Source organism: Burkholderia sp. ABCPW 14 (assembly GCF_001523835.1).
Classification (GTDB): Bacteria; Pseudomonadota; Gammaproteobacteria; order Burkholderiales; family Burkholderiaceae; genus Burkholderia; species Burkholderia mayonis.
On the sequence record NZ_LOVS01000021.1, the window covers coordinates 91459 to 106070 of the forward strand.

Here is a 14612-nt window from a genome sequence, read left to right on the forward strand (position 1 = left end):
TTTCCGTTCAGGCAGGTTGTCGATGGAACGCGTCGGCGGCGGCCGCCCGATCGGCAGCCGGCGGTCGCGCGCTCGCGATGCCCACGCTCGCAACGTCACGGGCGCGGCGGGCGCGCGCGTCGTAGCCGAGCACGAGATCGCGCGCGGGGCCGGGATCGAGCCGCTTGCCGAGCCACGCGGCGCGGCCGAGCCCGTGGCGGCTGCCGAGCGCGAGCGCCGGCACCTCGTCGCGCACGAGTTCGAGCTGCACGTCCCAGTCGAATTCGATGCCGACATATTCGCGCACCCATTGCGCGAGCTGCCGCGCGTGCACGCCGCCCGGCAGGAACCGCCGATATTCGTCGAGCGTCAGCGGGCCGAGCACGATCCGGAAGCGCGACTGCGCGTCGCGCACCGCGCAGCCGAGCACGGCGCCGCCAAGCGGCAGCGTCGGCCGTGTCGCGCGGATCGCGCAGCGCTGCGCGCGATCGAGCATCACCCATTGCGGCACGTGCTCGACGATCCGCGCGCGCACGCCGAAGTAGCGCCGCAGGATCTGCACGAGCCCTTCCGGATTGCGCGTGTGCCGCACCAGATGGCCGGCCTGGAAATACTTCGCGTGCGGCGCGAGCACGTCCGCGATGCGCGACGCATCGCTTGACGGCGCGTCGCGCGGCCCGATCAGGCTCGCGACGTATGCGTCGAAGCGCGCGCGCGCCGGCCGGTCGAGGCTGACAGTCGGCTGCGCGTCGGCCCACGCGCGGTAGAACAGCAGGATCAATCGATGATGAAAGAGATCGGCGAACGCGGCGAACGTCGGATCGTCATGCTGCTTCGCGCGCTCGTACGCGTATTCGGTCAAATGCGACGGCAGCGGCCCGTTCGGCCCGAACAGCCCGAAGCCGTGAATCGCGATGCGCGGCGTCGGGCAGCCGTCGCGCACGCCGGCCAGCATCGCCGCCGCGAACGTCAGCGACGGCGTCTGGCCGAGCCGCACCGGCTCGTCGCGCGGCCGCGACGCGTAGCCGAGCGGCGCGTGCGCCGGCGACAGCGCGTCGAGCCAGCGCAGCGCCTGGAACAGGTCGTAGCCGTGCGGCGCGGCGCGCAGGCGGCGCCACCATGCGTCGCGGCGCGCGGTGTCGGCGCCCGCGTTTGCGTTTGCGTTTGCGTTTGCGCCCGTGGCCGAAGGCTTGGGATTCGTCGTCATATCGCGGGCCGCCTGCCGACGCGCGCCGGCCATTGCGCGAGCCTGCCGCGCTGCGCGCTGCTCAGCACGCATTCGGCGAACGAGTTGATCGACACGTGTCGCGCGAAGAACTGCTCGAGCACCGCGCCGAGCAGAAACGGGCTGTCGCCGGAGAACGCATGATCGTCGACGGTCACGTCGACCTGCACGCCGCGCCCGAACATCAGCGGCCCGGCGGCGGGCAGCCGGCGAAACACCGGCGTGAACGCGACGCGATGCACGCCGTCGATCTGCCGGCGCATCGCCGCGTCGGCCGTGTCCGCGTGCAGGCCGAGCAGCTCGCGCAGCACGCGCGCGCCGTCTTCGTCGTCGACGTCGGTCAGCGTGTGGCGCGCGAGCCCGAGATGACTGACGAGCCGCCATGCGGTCTGCGCGTCGGCGATCGGCGGGCGCGGCCGCGACGGCCCGCGAATCGGCGCGATCCGCTCGACGGGCGCCGACACGCGCAGCGTGAACGTGTTCGCGTCGCCGGGCGATTGCAGCAGCACGAGGTCGCGGTTCGTGCACAGCGTATCGACGGACAGATAGCGGATCGATTCGTCGTACGGCGCGCAATCGCTGTCGACGAGCGACACGAACGTCTCGCTGCCGACGTAGCCCGTACGCGTGCCGTTCGCGCGCGCCTGCGCGGACACGAGGCGCGGCTCGCGGCGCACCGTGTAATAAGCGCCGTAGTTGCCGTCGTCGCCGGCAAACGATGCGTGGAACGGCCGGAACTCGCGCACCTGCCCGTCGTCGCGCTGCTCGCTCGCGAGCCGCTGCACCGCGTAGACCTCGTAGTCGAGCGGCCGGCTGCGATCGACGACGACGTGATGCTCGCGCGCGCCCGGATGGATCGGAATCCGGTCCGCACGGCGCGCGAACAGGTTCACGGCCGGCGTGCAGTTCAGCGCGAGATGCCGCGCGTCGACGCTGCTCTCGAGCGCCGCGTCGTGCCGGTCGAGCAACAGCGTCAGCTCGAACGCGTCGCCCGTCGCGCGCGCGAGCGCCGGCCGCAAGCCTTCGATGCTGAAGAACAGGAAGCGCGCGGGAAACGCAAAGTACTCGCGCAGCAGCCGATAGCCCTGGAAGCTGCGGCCGTCGTCGGGCAATAGCGCCTGATCGGCGTCGAAGCCCTGGTGGACGAGCGCATCCGCGCCGAGCACGTGCAGCCAGCGCGGCGGCTGGCCCGTATCGTGACAGACGACGCCGATCGTGTGCGCGGCGATCAGTTCCAGCAGATGCAGCGCGTCGCGCTCGGGGCCGGCGAGATGGAACATCAGCCGCTCGATCGGCATCTGCGCGAGACTCGCGCCGCCGCGCGCCTTCAGCCGGATTCGCAGCGCGCCGCGCACGTCACGCCGCGCGGCCGTCGCCGCGCGCGGCAGATACGCGGGCGCGCCCGTCACCGCCGCGGCGCTCAGTTCGAGCGGCCACAGCGTCAGATCGTGCGCGGTGCGGAACTCGCACGCGGTCTGCTCGGACGCGGCCGGCCGCGCGCGCAGCGCGGTGCCGGCCGGCAGCCGGTAGCCTTGCGCGAGACTGCCCTCGTTCATCATCGGCGTGAACCGCACGATCGCCATCGACGGAATCGGCGCGACGTAGCCGGGATACACGGCGTCGAGCAGCGTCTGCGTGAAGCGCGGAAACTCCGCGTCCATCTTGAGCTGCACGCGCGCGGTCAGGAAGCTGAAGCCTTCGAGCAGCCGCTCGACGTACGGATCGGGCGGCCCCGAATCGTGCATCCGCAAGCGCGCGGCGACCTTCGGGAACTGCTGCGCGAACTCGCCGCCGAGCTCGCGCAGATAGGCGAGCTCGCGGTTGTAGTACTCGAGGAGGCGCGTGTCCATCGCGTCAGCCTCCCGCCGCCGATAGCAGCGACATCGCGCCGGTTTCGAGATCGAGATCCGAGCGCAGCACGAACTCGACCGGATGCGGCACCGACCACAGCATGCCCTTGATCTCGAACATCAGCACGTTGTGCCGGCGCTCGCCCGCCGCGCCGTCCGGCGCGTCGAGCACGCTGCGGACCTCGACGCTGTCGGGCGCGATGCGCGGCTCGAAGCGGACGATCGCATCGCGAATCGACGCCTCGACCGACATCCGCTCGACGCCGGACATCGGCTTGCCGACGAGCGGCCGCATCCCGTAGTTGAGCACCGACGCCTGCGCGTGCGCGAACGCCGACCAGTCGACGAAGCCGTCCTCGCCGTTGCGCGTGTTGAGCAGCCACGACAGATCGCGCAGCACCGCCGCGCGCAGCCGCTCGCCGCCGATCGCCTGCGCGTCCGGCGGCTCCGCGCGCCGCTGCGGTTCAGCGTCGGTCAGCCGGTCGAGCAGCGCGGGCTGCAGCCGGTCGCGCGCGGCGCGCATGCCGCCCTCCCGGTCGCGCCGGGATCGCTCGTCGTCGTCCATGATCCGCGTCCCCTGCCGTCACATCTCGGCGTTTTCCTTGATGTTCCAGCCGACCGACACTTCGGCGCCCTTGCCGCCGCTGTCGGACTGCTGCCAGTACTGCTTCTTGACCTTCGCGGCCTGGAAGCCATACTGCATCATCAGCCGGTCGGCCGCGTCGCCCGGATCGACGCCCGCGATCTGCGCCGACGTCACGAGCACTTCCTGCAGCGTCACGCGCAAGAACTCGATCTGCGTGCCGCCCGTCTTGCACGCCGAGATCTCGACCGTCGACAAGTGCTTGCCGCTCGCGCAGTTCTTGATGATCGCCGATGCGCCCTTGTCCATGTAGGCGGCGACGACGAGATCGTTGAAGCTCGCCTTGCCGGCGTTGCCGCCGCTGCCGCTCGCCATCGCGCCCGGCTGGCTTGCGCCCCACGAGAACGACTGGATGTCGGTCCAGCCCTTGTGCTGTGCGTCGGCCGATTCGCCGGTGACGCCGTCCACTTTCATAAACATTGCCACGCCCATCGATCTCTCCGTCCTGGTTGATTGGGGGATGTCAGTCGAATGTCAGTCGGTTGACGCTCATTCGCCCACTGCTTTCGCCGACGGCAGCTTCGAGATGAGCCGCAGCGACACGGTGAGCCCTTCAAGCTGGTAATGCGGCCGCAGGAAGAACTTCGATGCGTAATAGCCGGGGTTGTCCTCGATCTCCTCGACAACGACCTGCGCGGCCGCGAGCGGCTTGCGCGCCTTCGTTTCCTGCGACGAGTTCGCCGGATCGCCGTCGACGTAGTTCATGATCCAGTCGTTGAGCCAGCGCTCCATGTCGTCGCGCTCGCGGAACGAGCCGATCTTGTCGCGCACGATGCACTTCAGGTAATGCGCGAAGCGGCAGCACGCGAACAGGTACGGCAGGCGGCCGGACAGCCGCGCGTTCGCGGTCGCGTCCGGATCGTGATACTCGGCCGGCTGATACAGCGACTGCGCGCCGATGAACGCCGCGAAATCCGAGTTCTTCCGGTGAACGAACGGCATGAAGCCGTTCTTCGCGAGCTCGGCCTCGCGGCGGTCGCTGATCGCGATCTCGGTCGGGCACTTCTGGTCGACGCCGCCGTCGTCGGTCGGGAACGTGTGGCACGGCAGCCCTTCGACCGCGCCGCCCGATTCGACGCCGCGTATCGACGAGCACCAGCCGTACAGCTTGAACGAGCGGTTGATGTTGGCCGCCATCGTGTACGCGGAATTCGCCCACGTGTAGCGCTCGTGGCTCGCGGCGTCGGTGTCTTCCTCGAAGTCGAATGCGTCGACGGGATTCGTGCGCGCGCCGTACGGCAGCCGCGCGAGGAAGCGCGGCATCGCGAGCCCGACGTAGCGCGAATCCTCGGACTGGCGCAGGCTGCGCCACGCCGCGTACTCGGTGTTCTGGAAGATCTTGGTCAGATCGCGCGGATTGGCCAGCTCCTGCCACGAATCCATCTGCATCAGCTCCGGCGACGCGCCCGCGATGAACGGCGCGTGCGCGGCCGCCGCGATCTTCGACAGCTCGCCGAGCATCTCGACGTCGGGCGGGCTGTGATTGAAGTAGAAATCGCCGACGAGGCAGCCGAACGGCTCGCCGCCGAACTGCCCGTATTCCTCTTCGTAGACCTTGCGGAACAGCGGGCTCTGATCCCACGCGACGCCCTTGTAGCGCTTCAGCGTGCGCGCGAGCTCGTTGCGCGACGCGGGCAGCGCCTTGATCTTCAGCAGCTCGTCGGTCTCGGTGTTCGTGACGAGATAGTGGAGCCCGCGCCACGCGCCTTCGAGCGTCTGGAATTCCTGGTGATGCAGGATCAAATTGATCTGCTCGGTCAGCTTGTGGTCGATCTCGGCGATGATCTGCTTGACGCTGCTGTACGCATCGGTCGTCATGCCGACCGTATGCTCGAGCGCCTGCTGCGCGAGCGTGCGCACCGCGCGCTCGACCGATTCGCGCGCCTCCGCGGTCTTCGGCTTGAATTCCTTCTGCAGCAGCGCGGCGAACTCGTCGCGCGCGACGACGGGCTGCGCGGCCTCGCGCGCGTCGGCCTGGGTTTGAGCGCGTTCATTCATGGCGAATCTCCGAATCGTCCGCAACATCCGGCGCCGCCTGTGCGCCGTCGGCGGCAGGCGCGGCGAGCGGCTGACGCACGAGCGACTTCAGCAATTCCGGATCGTTGATCGCGTTTTCGATCAGTTGCTCGGCGCCGTGCTTGCCGTCCATGTACGACAGCAGGTTCGACAGCTCGGTGCGCGCTTCGAGAAGGCGCCTGAGCGCGTCGACGTTGCGCGCGATCGCGGCGGGCGAGAAGTCGTCGATACTCTCGAACGTCATGTCGACGTTGAGCATCCCGTCGCCCGACAGCGTGTTCGGCACGTGGAACGCGACGCGCGGCGCGACCGATTTCATCCGCTCGTCGAAGTTGTCGACGTCGATCTCGAGGAACTTGCGCTCCGGCAGGTCCGGCAACGGCTCGGCCCGCTTGCCCGCGAGATCGGCGATCACGCCCATCACGAACGGCAGCTGGACCTTGCGCTCGGCGCCGTAGGTCTCGACGTCGTACTCGATCTGCACGCGCGGCGCGCGGTTGCGCGCGATGAATTTCTGCCCGCTGGCCGAAGCCTTGTACTTGCTCGTCATCGTTTGCTCCTCTGCATCAGGTTGCGTCGATCATGTCCGCCGCCTTCGCGGCGGCGCCCGCATCATTCGCTCCGCTGGCCGCTCAGCATGTCGAGCTTCGGCAGGCTCTCCGGAGCGAGATCCCGGATGATTTCGTAGAAGTCGAGCGACAGCAGCCGCTGCGCGCGCCGCAACAGAATCGGCGCCGGGTGGCTCGGCTCGTGCAGCTCGAAGTAGCGGCACATCTTGTCGAGGCCGAGCTGCACGTCGTCGCGGCTCGTCACCTCCGCATCGCGCCATGCGCGGCCGTTCGCGCCGCCGCCGTTTGGCGCGGCGGCGGCCGCATCGGTCGCAGCCGCCGCGCCCGGCGTGTCCGCCGCTTGCGGCGCGGCAGGCGGCGGCAGCCCGTCGCGCACGATCCGGCGCAGCGCCTTCTCGAAGTCGCTCGTGTCCGGCGCCCATTCGCCGCCGAGCTTCGACGCGACATGCGCGCGGATCGCGTCGAGCGCGTCGAGCGCGGCGAGCGCCGCCCGCAGCGTCGGCTGGCCGCCGTCGCGCGCTCGCGTCAGATCGGCGATCAGACGCTCGCGGCCGCCCGGATACGGCTCCGCGCCCGCGTCGCGGCCGTCGAACACGCGCTCGGCGTCGCGCACGCTGAGCCCGCCGTCGAGCAGCGCCTGCCGGCGCGCGGCGCGCGCGCAGTCGTGCGCGCCCGCGACTTCGGCCAGCGCGTTCATCCGCAGCGTCGGATCGCGGTCGCCGTCGGCGTCCAGGCGCGGATGCACGTCGTCCCACCACCGGTCGAGCATCCCCGCGACGACCTTCAGCCCGTCCGCATAGCCGGCAATGCCGCGCAGCTCGGTCCAGCTGCGCGCCAGATGCGCGGCGACGCGCAGATCCTTCGTGCGCGCCGACAGCTCGAGCGCGAGACGCTCGACCGCGCCCCAGTCCGGCGCTTCGGCCGGAATCACGGTATCGCCGTACTGCTGCTCGGGATGCGGCGTCGCGCTCTCCTGCAGCCGCAGGAAATCCTGCTCGTATTCGAGATTCGCGCCGCACGGCGCGTCGAGCGCAACGCCGGCGAGCAACGATTCGATCAGGTCTGAACTCTGCATGGGCCTTCCCGTGAATGGACCGGAGCCGGCGGCGCGCGCCGGCATATCAACGTCACTCGAACGCATAGTCGATGTTGATCGGCTTGCTGCCCGAATCGATCTTCACCGTGCGCCGCAGCGGCGGCAGCGTGCCGTTGCGGATCTCGATCTGATAGACGCCCGGCGCGAGCGACAGCGACCGCAGCGGCGGACTCGCGCCGCGCCTCACGCCGCTCACGTAGATGTCGCCCCACGGGCGCACGCGGAAACGCACGGGAATCGTCTCCGGCGTATCCGGCGGACGCGAGTCGGCTACGGCTGCGGCAGCGGCAGCCTCCGCGGCGATGGACGTCGACGCGGGCTGCGCGACGCCGCTCGCCGACGGGTTCGCGACGACCGTCTCCGTTGCATCGAGGCTTCCCTTCGGCGCGATGTTCGTGGCCGGCGCGTGTCGGGAAGGCGCGGCGCCCGTGTCGTTCGCAATCTGCGGCGCGGCCGGCTGTGCGCTTTGCGGTGCCGTCTGCGGCGCGGGCTCGCCGCCGACGGTCGTCGCGACTGTCGGAGCCGGCTCGTGCGTGGTCGTATCGGCGGACGCGGACGCCGGCGCGGACGCGGCGGACGGCGACGGCGCCAGCGCGAGCTGCGGCTCGCGCTGTGCGAGCACGAGCGCGGGCGTGCTGCCGGGCGCGGGCGTCGCCGTGGCGGCCGGCGATGGCGGTGCGCTCGCGTTCGTCGTCGCGTTCGTCGCCGTCGTCTCGACGTCGTGTGCCGGCTTCACCAGATACGCAGTGCCAATGCCGATCGCGATCAGCACGGCAAGCGCGCCGCCCGCGTAGGCGATCGTCCGCCGGTCGCGCAGCAGCCGACGCCTATCGCCGAGCGGTGCGGCGCGCGCGTCGCGGCGCGGTGCGGCAGAGGTGGCCGCGGTAGCCGCGGTGGCTGCAGACGTCGCGGCGGTCGAAGCGGTTGCGGTCGAAGCCCTGGCCGAACTCGAAGCCGCCCCTGCCGCCGACGCCGACGAAGCGCCGCCCCCCGCGATTGCGGCAGTCCCCACGACATCGCGCGCGCGCGGCGAATCGGCGCCATGTCGCGCGTCGGGCTCCTGTGCTTCCGCTTGCCCATGCCGCGCATGCTCGCCGGCCGACTCGGGCGCCGGCATGCCGTCTCGCGGCGAAAACGCGGGCTTGTGCGGCGGCGACTGCCCGCCGGCGCCGGTCTGCGCGGGGAACACATCCCGGTCGCTCGCCGGTTGCTGCTGCGATTGTCGAGACGTTCGTTCGACGCCAGGCTGTGCGGGCGCGGCGTCTGCATTGCTCGTCTGCCGATGCTGCGGCGATTGCATCGCGCGCTCGGCGTCGGATCGCGCGAACGTCGCATCCCGGTCGCCCGCTTGCCGATTCGATTGCGCGTGTTCCATGCCGGATTGCGCGGACGTCGCGTCACGGTCGGCGGCCTGCCGGCGTGGTTGCGATTGCGATGTCTGCTCGACGCCGCTCCGCGCCGCCGCGTCGCTATCCCTCCGCCCATGCTGCTGCGGCTGCGCAGATTGCACGGCATCGGATCCTGCCGCCGCCGCGTCCCGATCATCATCTGGCTGATGCCGCCGGGACTGCGCCGCTTGCTCGACGCCGGCTGGCGCAGCCGGCGCGTCGCGATCGCCGGCCGGCTGACGCGGCTGCATCTGCGCCGGCGGCATCGCCATCGGCGCGACATAAGGCGGCCGATCGAATTCGCGCAGCCCGAGCTCCGCCGCGAACGCCGCGACCGACTCCGGCCGATCGGCGATCCGCAATTGCAACGCATGATCGATCGCCGCGAGAAACGCGGGGCTGTATGGCTCGCGCGCAGCCAACGCGCGCGTCGCGAGCGGCCGATAAGTGTCCTTGATGCTGCGCACGACCGCCGCGGGCGGCAGCTCGCCCGCGACCATCGCATGCATCACCGCGCCGAGCGCGTACAGGTCAGTCCACGGCCCCTGGCTGAATGCCGGATCGTCGGTGTATTGCTCGATCGGCGCGTAGCCCGGCTTGATCATCATCGCGCTGTCGTCGACGAGATCGCCGATCCGTTTGCGCGCCGCGCCGAAGTCGAGCAGGATCGGATTGCCGTCCGGCCGGATCAGGATGTTGTCGAGCGCGATGTCGCGATGGAAGCACTGCGCGCGATGCAGCGTGTCGAGCGCGCCGAGCAGCGCGGCGACGATGTTGCGCAACTGCGTCTCGCCCATCTGCACGCCGCCGTCGAGCAGTTGCTTGAGCGTGCGCCCTTCGAAGAACGGCATCACCATGTACGCGGTGCCGTGGCTCTCCCAGAAGTGCAGGACCTTGACGAGCCCCGGATGATCGAACTGCGCGAGCAGCCGCGCCTCGTTGAGGAACGCGCTGCGGCCCGCGTCGAACGCCTGCGCGAAGCGCTCGGAGCGCAGCGACACCGTGTAGTCGCCGCCGCGCGTCGCGAGCATCGACGGCATGTATTCCTTGATCGCGACCGCGCGCCGCAGCGTGCGGTCGAACGCGCGATAGACGATCCCGAAGCCGCCGACCCCGAGCACCTCGTCCAGTTGCAATTCGCCGAGACGATGGCCAAGCGGCAGCGGCCGCACTGCAAATTCGGCGGCTGCGCTCCGGGTCACGGTCTCTTGCTCGTTGTCTCTCGAATATGGGTCCGTCATGTGCCACCTCTTGATCCCGCGAACCGCGGCCGGATCGCGTCGATGTCGCGAGCCGGTCCGTCGCGTCATGACGCGCGACATCGCGCGCCGCTTCGCTCCATCCGCCGTCGTTACACGCCGTCGCTATGCGCCGTCGCTACACACCGTCGTTACACGCCGTCGCTATGCGCCGGACTGGACGCCGCCGAACAGCCACACGAACAAGCGGCTGTCCGGCGCGCCGGTATGCGCGTGCGTGCGCAGCGGCGATCCGTCGGCGCGATTGGTCCACCAGAAGCTCGTCGCGCCGTGCGGATCGAAATACTGGGAAAGTCCGGGCCACGCGGGCGTGGCGGGCGGGGCCGGCAGCGGCTGCGCGAGCGAATCGTTCGCCGCGTTGCTGCTTTCATCTGCTTCGCCGATTTCGCTGACTTCGCCGCAAGCGCCGCTTGCGCCCCTCCAGCCACGCCAGCCACTTTCGCCACGCTCGCCGCCCGCGCCCCCGTACACCGTCGATTGCGCGACGCCCGGCATGAGCCGCACCTTCGCGAGCGCCTGCTCGAGCTGCACCGGCGCGCGCGCGTGCCGGATCGCATCGAGGAGCGCGCTGCCGACCTGCCAGTAGAACGCATCGGCGACGTCCGGCAGCCCGCTCCAGTAATCGGCGGTGCGCATCGGCAGCGTGACGATCAGCGGGTAGTAGCGGCCGACGCGATCGCAGCTCGGCGCGAGGCAGCCGGGCTGCACGCACTGCGCGCCCGCGCCCGCCGGAATCAGAAAGTTCCAGACCGGCGCGACCGTGTAGTAGCGCTCGATCTCGTCGGCGCCGCGCTGCCGCATCGCCGTCATCCCCTGCTGGAGCCAGCGTTCCCACCAGCCGGCAAGCTCGTGCGACAGCCGATGGTTGACGAAGTCGCCCGCGCCCGGGATCTTCCCGTACCAGGCGGGCGGCTCGCCGTCGCATGCGAGCGTCGTCGGCGTCGTGCTCATTGCTTCGGAGGACATGTAAAGGACTCCATCTGCGGCAACCGGAATGGATTGCGGACGCTGCTCGCCGTCACCCGCAGCACGATCGGCTTGCCGTCGACCGAGAATCTCGCGACCATCTGCTCGGGCCCGCGTCCGCCCGACACGCCCGCGCGATCGAACAGGCGATGCAGCGCCCAAGGCCCTTCCGTCATGAAGCCGCCCGTCGCGCCCGCCTGCCCGGTCACTTGCAGCCGCACCTGATTGCTGCCGCGCGGGCCGGGCCACTGCACCGCGGTCGGCACCTGCGGGCCGTGCGCGTAGCGGACGATCTGGCCGTCGATGTCGAGCACCAGCTCCGAGATCGACGGGTCCATTTCGAGCGGCACGATCTCGACCTTGATCTGCGCGGTCCGCGCGCCGCCTCCGAAATAGACGTCGCGGATCACCGAAGCCTTCTCGAACGAACCGAGCATCGCGGCCGCCGACGGGTCCGCGTCGGCGTTGCGGTTGTTGAAGCGCCACGGGTGCGCGGTCGTGTCGACGAGCGATTGCAGGTTCTTCTGGAAGAAATCGTCCATCAGGCCGCCCGCCGCGAATAGCTGCGCGAAGTCGGACGGCGCGACGTCGCGTGACGAACCGCGCGCGAACGGATAGCGCCCGGCGATCGCCTGCCGGCAGAAATCGCCGACGTTCGCGCCCGCGCGCTGCGCGACGTTGCGCTGCTCGACGCTCGCGACGCTGCCGTTCGCGACGTTCGACAAGTCGTCGAGCACCTCGCGAAACGGCGTCGGCAGCCGGCCCGCCTGCGCGCGCAGCCTCGCGGGCGCGTCGGACGGCGGCGGCGTCGCGCCGCTGCGCAATGCGTCGTCGGTCGCGCTCAGGTACGTGTACAGCGCGTCGATCGCCTTCAGCACCGCGTCGAACAACGCCGCCTGATCGCCGCTGCCCGGCGCGAACGCGCGCAAGCCCGCGAAGTGGCTGTCGACGATCTGCTCGGGGCTCGCGGGCGCAGCGGCCGCGGCGCCCGCGGCGCCCGCGGCACCGCCCGGCTGGCCCGCGAAAATCTGCGCGAGCGAGCTGCGCGCCTCGTCGACCTTGTCCTGCGCGCGCGACGCGAGGTTGCGCGCGCCGCCCGGCGCATCGCCGAGCGGCGTGTCGCGCGCGAGCGCGACCATCAGCCGCGTGAGCGGCGAATCGGCCGCCGACAGCGTCCGCGCGACCTGAATGCTCTGCGTGAGCGTCGACGTGCGCTGCAACCGGATGTCGGCCAGATAGTCGTCCCAGGTCTTGATGTAGTCGTTCAGATAGAGCTGCCGGATGTCGCGCGCCCACGCGGCCGCGTCGTTCAGGTTCGGAATCTCGGACGCGCCGAGATTCAGCACCCACACCTCCTCGCGCCCGTACGACTCGATCGCGCCGGGCAGCCTCGGCGCGAACACGTTCCGATAGCCGCTGCGCGTGTAGAGCCCCGGCACGCCGTCGGCGAGACTCTTGCCGCTCTGCCGCCGGTAGACGAGCGACGCGTCCGGCCCGACCGTCCGCGCGACGCTGAAGTCGTACGACGCGGTGCTCGGGCGCAGCGTGCGCGCGAGCTGCCGGTACAGCCGCTGCGAGAACGGCACCTGCCGCAGGCGCTCGCGGACATCGGCGACGAGCCGCTCGTTCATCGGAAACGGCGACACCGCGACGCGATTGCCGAACAGCGCGCCGAGATGCGAGCGCAGCGCGCTGCGCTGCGCGCTCGAGAAATCGGCGGGCAGCGACCGCTCCATCTCGAGATCGACGACAGCCTGCACGAACGCGGGATCGTAATGTGCGCTGTCATACAGCATCAGATACGCCTTCAGCGCCGCGTACGCGTATTCGACTTCGTCCGGCTGCGCCTCGCGCAGCGCCGCTTCCATCCGGCTCGCGGCGATCGGCAGCAGTACGTCGTCGAGCGCGCGCCGATAGACGACCTCGCTCGCCTCCTCGATCTTCTCGCCCTGGAACAGGCCCCAGCGATACGCGAGCGGCGGATGCCGCAAGTCGACGCCGCCCGCGTCCGGCAGGCCGCTCAGCTCGTCGAGGACGGGCAGCAGCTGGACGATGTCGGCCGCGCCGGTGAACTTCGCGCGGCTGATCTGCGCATCGACCGTGGGCACGCGCGCGGCGACCTGGTCGAGGTAGTCGCGATTGCGCGAGTAGCTGCGCAGCCACGCGAACAGCACCGCGACGCACAGCAGCACGAGCGCCGCATAGCCGACGATCTGCAATACGCGCTGCCGTTGATGCCAGCGCAGGTTGCTGCCGGCAAGCGCCGCCTCGCGGAAAATGTGATCCTGCAACAGCGATTTCAGGAAGAAGCTGCGCCCGGTCGAGCCGGCCTGCGCGACGGGCGGCACGCCTTCGATCTTCAGGAAGCGCTTGATCCCGCTCATCACGCGGTCGAACGCGGTGCCCTCCTGCGTGCCGCTCGTCAGATAGACGCCGCGCAGCATCGGCATTGGCTCGAAGCTCGACACCGAGAACACCTCGGCGACGAACTGGCCGAGCATGTCCTGCAAATCGGCGATCTGCTGAGGCAGCAGGTAGGTCATTTCGCGCTGGTGCGCGTCGGTCTGCGATGCGAGCAGCTCGGGCAGCCCGTCGTTCAGGCGCCTGTGCAGCAACGGGTATTCGCGATCGAACGCCGCGCGCAGATCGAAGCCGGGCGCTTCGCTCTCGGCGAGCGGGAACGTGAAGCCCCACACCTGCGCGCATTCGGCGCGGCCGAAGCCGCTGAAATATTCGGCGAAGCCGGCAAGCAGATCCGCCTTCGTCACGAGCAGGTACACCGGAAAGCGGATGCCGAGCTGCGCGCGCAATTCGAGCAGGCGCTTGCGCAGCACCATCGCGTGCTGCGTGCGCTCCGCCTCCGACGCGCCGAGCAGATCGGCGACGCTGATCGTCAGCATCGCGCCGTTCAGCGGCTGGCGCGCGCGGTACTTCTTCAGCAGATCGACGAAGCCTTTCCATTCGGCCTCGTCGAGCGTGCGATTGCTCTCGTGCGTCGTGTAGCGGCCGGCGGTGTCGATCAGCACCGCGTCGTTCGTGAACCACCAGTCGCAATGCCGCGTGCCGCCGACGCCGCGAATCGCCGCGCGCCCGAACTGCTCGGCGAGCGGGAAGCTCAACCCCGAGTTGACGAGCGCCGTCGTCTTGCCCGAGCCGGGCGCGCCGATGAACACGTACCACGGCAACTGATACAGATATTGGCGCGACATCCGCTCGATCCACTGCGGCAGGCCTTTGCGCGCGGCGGCGTCGGTGTCGAAGCGGACTTTCTTCAGGAGCGTCGCGGCTTCGTCGAAGCGGCTGCGCAGCTCGTCGAGCTGCGCCTGCGCCGGGTCGCCCGTCGCGGCGGTGCGCGGCGCCGCTTCGCGCAACTGGTTCAGCAGCTGCGCGTTCAACTGGCCCGCGCGCCAGTTGCGCCACGCGATCCGCGCGCCCCACGCGATGAACAGCGCGGCGATCGCGAGCCCGCGCACCCAGCCGCTCTCGAACGGCCGGACGTCGGCGAACGCGATCAGCGGCCCGGCGAGCCAGATGAAGAGCGCCAGCACGACGAGGCCGGCGAACGTCCAGATTTCCCGCGACGGCAGCGGGCGAACGATGCGTGCGACAGCGTGGCTCATG

The 14612-nt window shown here is 70.2% G+C and carries 10 protein-coding genes; all 10 read right to left on the reverse strand.

The annotated features are described in order from the left end of the window. Positions 1-7: 7 nt before the first annotated feature. Positions 8-1219 carry a type VI secretion system baseplate subunit TssG gene (gene tssG / locus WS62_RS04110; protein ID WP_066568100.1) on the reverse strand — a complete coding sequence of 404 codons (1212 nt, stop codon included), beginning with the start codon at positions 1217-1219 and terminating at the stop codon, positions 8-10. Beyond that, positions 1183-3054 (reverse strand): type VI secretion system baseplate subunit TssF, encoded by a 1872-nt coding sequence (tssF, locus tag WS62_RS04115; protein WP_066568102.1) that lies wholly within the window; start codon positions 3052-3054, stop codon positions 1183-1185. Before tssF ends, tssG begins: the two co-directional genes overlap by 37 nt. Before the next feature lie 4 nt (positions 3055-3058). Further along, the gene (gene tssE / locus WS62_RS04120; RefSeq protein ID WP_066568105.1) at positions 3059-3619 is read right to left on the reverse strand and encodes a type VI secretion system baseplate subunit TssE; all 561 of its coding nucleotides are present in this window, start codon (positions 3617-3619) and stop codon (positions 3059-3061) included. Between the two features lie 18 nt (positions 3620-3637). After that, the gene (locus WS62_RS04125; protein WP_066486225.1) at positions 3638-4129 is read right to left on the reverse strand and encodes an Hcp family type VI secretion system effector; all 492 of its coding nucleotides are present in this window, start codon (positions 4127-4129) and stop codon (positions 3638-3640) included. A gap of 57 nt (positions 4130-4186) precedes the next feature. Continuing rightward, complete coding sequence (gene tssC, locus WS62_RS04130; RefSeq protein WP_066568108.1) at positions 4187-5695, reverse strand: type VI secretion system contractile sheath large subunit; 1509 nt, start codon at positions 5693-5695, stop codon at positions 4187-4189. Next, entirely contained in the window at positions 5688-6263 is a 576-nt protein-coding gene (gene tssB, locus WS62_RS04135) for a type VI secretion system contractile sheath small subunit (protein WP_066568111.1), read from the reverse strand. The genes tssC and tssB overlap by 8 nt, the downstream gene beginning before the upstream one ends. Positions 6264-6325: 62 nt before the next feature. Next, on the reverse strand, positions 6326-7357 hold the full coding sequence (gene tssA / locus WS62_RS04140; RefSeq protein WP_066568112.1) for a type VI secretion system protein TssA: 1032 nt from the start codon (positions 7355-7357) through the stop codon (positions 6326-6328). A gap of 52 nt (positions 7358-7409) precedes the next feature. Further along, entirely contained in the window at positions 7410-10007 is a 2598-nt protein-coding gene (locus tag WS62_RS04145; protein ID WP_066568161.1) for a protein kinase domain-containing protein, read from the reverse strand. A gap of 162 nt (positions 10008-10169) precedes the next feature. After that, positions 10170-10991 carry a type VI secretion system-associated protein TagF gene (gene tagF, locus WS62_RS04150; protein WP_082720681.1) on the reverse strand — a complete coding sequence of 274 codons (822 nt, stop codon included), beginning with the start codon at positions 10989-10991 and terminating at the stop codon, positions 10170-10172. Then, positions 10973-14611 (reverse strand): type VI secretion system membrane subunit TssM, encoded by a 3639-nt coding sequence (gene tssM / locus WS62_RS04155; protein WP_066568114.1) that lies wholly within the window; start codon positions 14609-14611, stop codon positions 10973-10975. The genes tagF and tssM overlap by 19 nt, the downstream gene beginning before the upstream one ends. Position 14612 lies beyond the last annotated feature (1 nt).